This window comes from Nguyenibacter vanlangensis (genome assembly GCF_013376155.1).
Classification (GTDB): Bacteria; Pseudomonadota; Alphaproteobacteria; order Acetobacterales; family Acetobacteraceae; genus Gluconacetobacter; species Gluconacetobacter vanlangensis.
In genome coordinates this window covers 1-8,073 of record NZ_JABXXP010000091.1, presented here as the reverse complement: position 1 = coordinate 8,073, position 8,073 = coordinate 1, and the positions used below count along the sequence as shown (strand labels likewise).

Annotated in this window: 8 protein-coding genes; 5 read left to right on the top strand and 3 right to left on the bottom strand. The window is 66.2% G+C overall.

The window, feature by feature from the left end; genetic code table 11:
• Positions 1-195 (top strand): HAD hydrolase-like protein (locus HUK84_RS07170; RefSeq protein WP_176639674.1); only part of this gene is annotated, 195 nt, incomplete at its 5' end.
• Between the two features lie 553 nt (positions 196-748).
• Here HUK84_RS07170 and HUK84_RS07165 read toward each other — a convergent pair.
• Entirely contained in the window at positions 749-1,378 is a 630-nt protein-coding gene (locus HUK84_RS07165; protein ID WP_176639673.1) for a YqgE/AlgH family protein, read from the bottom strand.
• 138 nt (positions 1,379-1,516) lie between these two features.
• Here HUK84_RS07165 and HUK84_RS07160 point away from each other — a divergent pair, with 138 nt between their 5' ends.
• The 3 genes from HUK84_RS07160 to HUK84_RS07150 are packed head-to-tail and all read left to right on the top strand — an operon-like array spanning position 1,517 to position 3,690.
• Positions 1,517-2,275 carry an SDR family NAD(P)-dependent oxidoreductase gene (locus HUK84_RS07160; RefSeq protein WP_176639672.1) on the top strand — a complete coding sequence of 253 codons (759 nt, stop codon included), beginning with the start codon at positions 1,517-1,519 and terminating at the stop codon, positions 2,273-2,275.
• A 6-nt stretch (positions 2,276-2,281) separates the two neighbouring features.
• Complete coding sequence (locus HUK84_RS07155; protein WP_176639671.1) at positions 2,282-3,196, top strand: polyphosphate kinase 2 family protein; 915 nt, start codon at positions 2,282-2,284, stop codon at positions 3,194-3,196.
• Between the two features lie 26 nt (positions 3,197-3,222).
• A complete protein-coding gene (locus HUK84_RS07150) occupies positions 3,223-3,690 on the top strand; it encodes a DUF3465 domain-containing protein (protein WP_176639670.1) in 468 nt (155 codons plus the stop codon).
• Positions 3,691-3,783: 93 nt separating this feature from the next.
• Here the strand turns inward: HUK84_RS07150 and clpA are convergent, their stop codons facing one another.
• Together clpA and clpS are read right to left on the bottom strand one after the other, a co-directional pair.
• Positions 3,784-6,117, bottom strand: coding sequence for an ATP-dependent Clp protease ATP-binding subunit ClpA (clpA, locus tag HUK84_RS07145; RefSeq protein ID WP_176639669.1), 2,334 nt, complete (start codon positions 6,115-6,117; stop codon positions 3,784-3,786).
• A gap of 271 nt (positions 6,118-6,388) precedes the next feature.
• Entirely contained in the window at positions 6,389-6,841 is a 453-nt protein-coding gene (clpS, locus tag HUK84_RS07140; protein WP_246285496.1) for an ATP-dependent Clp protease adapter ClpS, read from the bottom strand.
• A 431-nt stretch (positions 6,842-7,272) separates the two neighbouring features.
• Here clpS and HUK84_RS07135 point away from each other — a divergent pair.
• Positions 7,273-8,073 (top strand): D-alanyl-D-alanine carboxypeptidase family protein (locus HUK84_RS07135; protein ID WP_246285498.1); only part of this gene is annotated, 801 nt, incomplete at its 3' end.

Sequence of the window (8,073 nt, the reverse complement as noted above, 5' to 3'; positions counted from 1 at the left end):
GACGGCGACGCGCTGGCCACCGACATGCGCGGCGCGCGCCAGGCCGGCATCGATGGCTGCTGGGTCCTGGGCGGTATCCACCAGGAAATGATCGGCAACGACCTGGCCCTCGCCAGGGCCGAGGCCGCAGCCGCCGGCCTCTCCCCCGTCGCAACGGTCCCCTCCTTCCGCTGGGAGGCCGGGAACGGCGCCTGAAGCACTTGGCAAAACCGCGCAGAACGTGCCGCCAGGGTTTTACCCGGCTTTTCCTCCCATAGACTGTGCGGAAACGCGGGCTGGCGAGCGAGAGCGGAACGCAGTGGAGCGCCCGGCGTGGGTTTGCGAGCACCGGAGCGGAGCGGCCTTGTGGGCCGTGGGTACTGGAGCGAAGCAAAACCGCGCAGAACGTGCCACCAGGATTTTACCCGGCTTTTCCTCCCAGAGACTGTGCCGAAACGCGGGCTGGTGAGCGAGAGCGGAACGCAGTGGAGCGCCCGGCGTGGGTTTGCGAGCATCGGGGCGGAGCGGCCTTGTGGGCCGTGGGCACTGGAGCGCAGCAAAACCGCGCAGAACGTGTCGCCAGGGTTTTACCCGGCTTTTCCTCTCAGAGACTGTGCGGAAACGCGGGCTGGCGAGCGAGAGCGGAACGCAGTGGAGCGCCCGGCGTGTGTTTCCGAGCATCGGAGCGGAGCGGCCTTGTGGGCCGTGAGCACCGAAGCGCAGGAAACGCGCGTCGGATCGCCGCCAGCCCGCGTTTCCGCGCAGTCTCTCAGGCGTGGCCGGTGGCGGCGGTTAGCTGCATCGGATCCAGATTGATCGCGGCCAGCGCCTGGCGCCATTTCAGGCTGTGGCCGCCGCCGAACAGGATGGCGTCGCTGGCCGGTGCAGGCAACCAGGCATTGCGGTGGATGATCTCGTCTTCCAACTGATCGTCCTGCCAGCTCGCATGGCCCAGGGCCAGCAGCGCCCGGCGCGGTCCGGCGCCGTCGGCGATGTCCTTCAGCACATCCTGGCTGGCGGTCAGAGTCGTCCCGTCATCGACCGGCAGGCTACCCGCGCCCGTCCAGTCCGATGAATGCAGGACGAAGCCGCGCGCCTCATCCACCGGCCCTCCGGCACACAGATCGATCCGCCGGCGCGGCGGCACCGGGTCGATACCCAATTGCGCCAGCACGTCATCCAGGCCCGGCTGCGACAGGCGACGATTGACCACCAGCCCCATCGCGCCGCGCCCCGGCGAATGCGCGCACAGAAAGATGACGCTGCGGGCGAACGGACCCTCGGCCAGGGCCGGGCTCGCCACCAGCAGCGATCCGGCCAGCGATGGGCTGGCCTCGGACGGGACGGCTGTGCATGACGCGGCTGTCTCGGCGGTCGATCTCGGCGGGAATGGGAACATTTGTTCTTAGTAAAGACAGAACCACCGCCCATTGCAACCGTCACGTGCCGATTTGCCGCCTCGCCTGGAATGGCGCTTAATGCGTGCGAAGCCCTATGGGCGCGACGGGACATGCGACAGGACAAGGAGATCATCGCGATGACGAAGACGGTTTTGGTGACGGGTGCGACGGCGGGCTTCGGCAAGGCGATCGCCGAACGCCTGGTGCGTGACGGCTACCGCGTCATCGCGACCGGGCGGCGCAAGGAACGGCTGGACGCGCTGGCCGAAACCCTCGGGCCGGCCCTGCTGCCCTTCGTGCTGGACATGAACGACGTCGAATCCCTGCGCGCGCTGCCCGGCAGCCTGCCGGCGGACTGGCGGCAGGTCGATATCCTCGTCAACAATGCGGGTCTGGCCCTCGGGCTGGACAAGGCGCAGGATGCCGCGATCGCCGACTGGCAGCAGATGATCGCCACCAACGTGACCGGCCTGGTCGAGATCACCCGCGCGCTGCTGCCCGGCATGGTCGCGCGCAACCACGGCCACGTCATCTCGATCGGCAGCACCGCCGGCATCTATCCCTATCTCGGCGCGAACGTGTACGGCGCCTCCAAGGCGTTCGTATCGCAATTCATGCGCAACCTGCGCTGCGACCTGCTGGGCACGCGGGTGCGCGCGACCAATCTGGAACCCGGCCTGTGCGGCGGCAGCGAATTCAGCAACGTGCGCCTGGGCGACGATGCCATGGCCGCTGCGGTCTATCAGGACACGCACCCGATCCAGCCCGAGGACATCGCCGAAACCGTCGCCTGGGTCGCCGGCCTGCCGGCCCATGTGAACATCAACCGGATCGAGATGATGCCCACCTGCCAGGCCTCGGCCGGGCTTGCCGTGTTCCGGGGACTGGGGGACTAGGCGGCCATGGCGCACCCGGTCAGCCTGGACGCGCTGCTGAAACAGTGCCGGGTCGAGGACGGCGCGCGGTTCGATCCGGTGTCACACCCGACCCGCATCGCCGATCTCGAAGGGATCGGCAAATCGGACGGCAAGCACCTGCTCCGCCGGGGCGTCAAGCGCCTGTCGGAATTGCAGACCCTGCTCTATGCCAACGGCACCTGGTCGCTCCTGCTGGTGTTCCAGGCCATGGATGCCGGCGGCAAGGACGGGATGATCAAGCATGTGATGTCCGGGGTGAACCCCCAGGGCGTCTCCGTCACCTCGTTCAAGCAGCCGGGACCGGTCGAACTGGCGCATGATTATCTGTGGCGCGTCCATATGGCGGCCCCGTCCTGCGGGCGGATCGGCATCTTCAATCGCAGCCATTACGAAGAGGTGCTGGTCACTCGCGTGCATCCCGAATTGCTGGTCCGGCAGAAAATCCCCGCCAGCCTGCGCACCGACGCGATCTGGCAGGAACGGTACCAGGACATCCGGCATTTCGAGCATTATCTGTCGCGCCAGGGCACGGTGGTGCTGAAATTCTTCCTGAACCTGTCGAAGGAGGAACAGCGCAGGCGTTTCCTCCAGCGTATCGACGAGGACCAGAAGCATTGGAAGTTCTCGGCGTCCGACGCGCGCGAACGCACCCATTGGAACGCCTATCAGGCGGCGTATCACGACGCGATCCGCAACACGGCCAGTCCCCATGCGCCTTGGGTGGTGGTGCCCGCCGACCGGAAATGGATGGCCCGGCTGCTAGTCATGGAAACGATCATCCAGGCGCTGGAGGCGCTGAACATGACGATCCCCGAGCCCTCGCAGGACCTGATCGACGACATGGCGGTCGTCCGCAAGGAACTGGTAGCCGAGGCACCGAAGAAAGGTCACGCCGCATGACGCGCGGGGCAGGGGAGAGAGAAAACATGACGATTCGGCGCGCCATCGCCCGTGCGCTGGCCCTGGGCGCTATCCTGGCCTTTGGCGGCGGCGGAGCCGCCCGCGCGCAGCAGGCGATCGGCCCGTCCTGCGACAACGGGCATTTCCTGGCCGTGCAGCAGCAATTCGAAGACGGCGCGCAGCGCGGCGACCAGCCGGTCCATGTCTGCGGCCGCGTCGTCGCGGTCTCGCATGCCCGTCATACCCGCAGCGGCTGGCACGGTTATTTCTACCTGGATGTCGGTTCCGGCGTATCCATCCGCATCGTCTCGGACCTCGACCGCATGAACGCGCCCGCCTGGCCCTGGGTCGCCAGGGGCGACATGGCCGATGTCGTCGGGCGCTATTATTACGACAATCCGCGCAGCCAGGGGATCGACTGGACCCATCACGGAACCGGCCGCAACTGGGCCATGCCGGGCTACGTCACGGTCAACGGCAACCGCTACCAGTAACCGCGTCCAGGCGATCGCCGGATCGGCATCCGCCAGGCGGGGCTTTCATTCCCCGCCTGGCAGCAGCTCCAGTGGCAGTCGGCCCAGCGGGCTTCAGTTCGCGGTTTCGGATTCCCGCTCGCTGCCTTCGTCGCCTTCCGCCGGGGTGTCGGCACTGGATTCGATATATTCGAAATCCAGCGCCCCGTCCTTCAGCGTGATCTTCACCGCGCCACCCTTCACCAGCCGGCCGAACAGCAATTCCTCGGCCAGCGGCTTCTTGATGTGCTCCTGGATCACCCGGCCCAGCGGGCGGGCGCCATACAGCCGGTCATAGCCGCGCTCGGCCAGCCATTCCTTCGCCGCCGACGAGATCTCGATCGTGACGTTGCGGTCGGCCAGTTGCGCCTCCAACTGGAAGACGAATTTCTCGACCACCCGGCCGACGATCTCGGGCGACAGGTTGGCGAACGGAATGATCGCATCCAGCCGGTTGCGGAATTCCGGGGTGAAGATGCGCTTGATCGCCTCCTCATCCTCGCCCGACCGCGTCTCGCGGCCGAAACCGATCGCCTCCTTGCTCAGGTCCGCGGCACCCGCATTGGTCGTCATGATCAGCACGACATTGCGGAAATCCACGGTCTTGCCGTTATGGTCGGTCAGGCGGCCATGGTCCATGACCTGCAGCAGCACGTTGTACAGGTCCTGGTGCGCCTTCTCGATCTCATCCAGCAGCAGCACGGCATGCGGATGCTGGTCGATCGCGTCGGTCAGCAGCCCGCCCTGGTCGAACCCGACATAGCCCGGCGGCGCGCCGATCAGGCGCGAGATCGAATGCCGCTCCATATATTCCGACATGTCGAAGCGGATCAGCTCGATGCCCAGGGTTTTGGCCAGTTGCTTGGCGACTTCGGTCTTGCCGACGCCGGTGGGGCCCGAGAACAGGTAATTGCCGATCGGCTTTTCCGGATCGCGCAGCCCCGCCCGCGACAGCTTGATCGCCGCCGTCAGCGCCTCGATCGCCCGATCCTGGCCATAGACCATGCCCTTCAGGTCGCGCTCCAGCGTGCGCAGCGTCTCCTTGTCGTCCGACGACACGCTCTTGGGCGGAATCCGCGCGATCTTGGCGACGATGTCCTCGACATCCTTCAGCGTCACCGTCTTGCGCCGCCGGTTTTCCGGCACCAGCATCCGCGACGCGCCGACCTCGTCGATCACGTCGATCGCCTTGTCCGGCAGCTTGCGGTCATGGATATATTTCGCCGCCAGTTCGACCGCGCCGCGAATGGCCTCCTCGGTATAGCGCACCCTGTGGTGCCGCTCGTAATTGCCCTTCAGCCCGCGCAGGATCTTGACCGCATCCTCCAGCGACGGCTCGGCCACGTCGATTTTCTGGAACCGCCGCACCAGCGCGCGGTCCTTCTCGAAATGCTGGCGATATTCCTTGTACGTCGTGGAGCCGATGCAGCGCAGCGTGCCCGCCGCCAGCGCCGGCTTCAGCAGGTTCGACGCGTCCATCGCCCCGCCCGAGGTCGCGCCCGCGCCGATCACCGTATGGATCTCGTCGATGAACAGGATGCTGCCCGGATTATTGTCCAGCTCGGTCACCACAGCCTTCAGCCGTTCCTCGAAATCGCCGCGATAGCGCGTGCCGGCCAGCAGCGCGCCCATGTCCAGCGAATAGATCGTGGATTTCAGCAGCACCTCGGGCACGTCGCCCTCGACGATCCGCTTGGCCAGCCCCTCGGCAATGGCGGTCTTGCCCACCCCGGGATCGCCCACATAAAGCGGATTGTTCTTGGTGCGGCGGCAGAGGATCTGGATCGTGCGCTCGATCTCGGAATCGCGTCCGATCAGCGGATCGACCTTCCCGTCCTCGGCCTTGCGGTTCAGGTTGGTGCAATAGGCGCTCAGCGCGTCCTGGTTCTTCTGCGCGGCCTTGCCGCGTTCCTCGCGCTCGGCGTCGGGATTGTCCTGCGCGCTGCCCGCCACGGGGCGGCGCGTCGACCGGTCCGGCGCCTTGGCGATGCCGTGCGAGATGAAATTGACCGCATCCAGCCGCGTCATGTCCTGCAGTTGCAGGAAATAGACGGCATGGCTCTCCCGTTCGGCAAACAGGGCGACCAGCACGTTGGACCCCGTGACCTCGTCCCGCCCGGTGGATTGCACATGGATCGCCGCGCGCTGGATCACGCGCTGGAACGCGGCGGTCGGCTTGGGGTCGACGGTCCGGTCCGACGCCAGGCCGGCCAGATCCTTGTCCAGAAATTCGGTCAGATCCGAACGCAGCTTGTCCAGATCGACACCGCAGGCCCGAAATACGGTCACCGCGTCGCTGTCGTCGACCAGCGCCAGCAGCAGGTGCTCCAGCGTCGCATATTCGTGGCGGCGCTCCCCGGCCAGGGTCAGCGCACGATGAAGCGTCTGTTCGAGATTGCGTGACAACATGCCAGGACGCTCCTTTTCCTGAACCGGGGCCGGGCCCGGAGACGGCAATCGGCAGATCAGGACTATATTTGGTATGTTTCCGCCGGAATGCCAGCGGAAAGAAAATTAATTCCCCGCGGGAAACAGGGCCGCCTTCCCGCGCGTTGCGCATTCGGGCCGCCATCCGTACGGCCCGTCTTCGGCGCGCCCCCCGGGCCGCCGCCCGCCTTTGTGATTCACGAACCGATTCACGCGGCCGGCAGGCTGCATCCGGCGCTTCCGGGCCGGGATGTCAGTCCTTCTCGATCGTGCATTGCAGCGGATGCTGGTTCTGGCGTGCAAGGTCCATCACCTGCGTCACCTTGGTTTCCGCGACTTCATAGGTAAACACGCCGCACACGCCCACCCCGCGCTTGTGGACATGCAGCATGATGTCCGTCGCCTCCTCGCGCGATTTCTGGAAGAACCGCTCCAGCACATGCACGACGAACTCCATGGGCGTGTAGTCGTCGTTCAGCATCAGGACCTTGTACATCGCCGGCTTGCGCGTCTCGGGCCGGGTGCGGACGACGACGCCGATGGTCGGCGAATCGGGATTGTCGGATTGCCCGTCCGTCCCGCCGCCGCGCCGGGTCGGGCCGTTGCCGCCATGGGCCAGGACGGTCGAGGCCAGGACCGTGGGGGCCGGGACCGTGGGGGCCAGGATGGTCAGGGCCGGGATGATCGGGAAGGATGCTGCTGCCATGGGAGTACCATATTGGATAGGCGTGGCACGTTGAAAGGGGGCGCGTAATCGGAAATTAAGCACATCCCGCCACCCCCTGACGATCAAATCGCGTGACGCGTTCGCGCCCTGGATGTTCCATCGCGGGCCGCCGGGGACGGAGAGGGGACGAAGAAAAGGGATGCCGCCGGACCGCCCCGGCAAACGCTCCCGAAGCCAAAGCGCGAAAATCTTCATGAAAAAGCAGTGTTTTCTTTCTGTTATCGCTCTTTGCTCTGGACGGGTTCCAGAAAATGGCCATAAAGTCGGCCGACAATACGGGGTTGCACACGGGGGAACGGGTGGTGGCCGATAGTTCAGTGCTGTACCACAAGCGGGGATGGTTCGCGCGCCTGCGCCGCGGCCGCGCGCTACGCGTCTCCCTCGGCCTGTCCGCCGGCTATATCGCCGTCATGGCCGGCTTCGCGCCCCGCGCCCATGCCCAATATGTGGGGCAGATCAGCTCGATCGTCATGGACGCCCGCACCGGCGCGGTCCTGTCCCAGTCCAGTCCCGACCTGCAGCGCTATCCCGCCAGCCTGACCAAGCTGATGACGCTGTACCTGGCATTCAAGGGGCTGCGGACCGGCCAGATCACCCTGGACCAGACGGTGCCGGTCTCGGCCCACGCGGCATCGATGGAACCATCCAAGCTCGGGCTGGTGCCGGGCACCTATCTGACGGTCGAGCAGGCGATCCTGGGCCTGGTGACCAAATCCGCCAATGACGCGGCCTGCGCGCTGGGCGAACTGCTCGGCGGCGGGAGCGAGGACCGGTTCGCCGACCTCATGACCGGCCAGGCCCGGGCCCTGGGCATGACCCGCACCACATTCCGCAACGCCTCCGGCCTGCCCGACCCCGACCAGATGACCTCGGCGCGCGACCTGGCGCTGCTGACGCGGCAGATCATCACCGAATTTCCGGAATATTATCATTATTTCTCGGTGCCGGCCTTCTATTTCCATGGCCGCCAGGTCCCCAACCACGACCCGATGCTGCGCATCTATCCCGGCGCGGACGGGCTCAAGACCGGCTATACCGCCATTGCCGGACGCAACCTGGTCACCTCGGCGATCCGCGACAATGTGCGGCTGATCGGCGTGGTGCTGGGCGCGCGCTCCAACCCGCAGCGCAGCGCGATCATGGCCAGCATCCTCGATGACGGGTTCCGGGACGAGGGCGTGGCCGATGTCCGTCGTCCGCTGGTGCTGGCG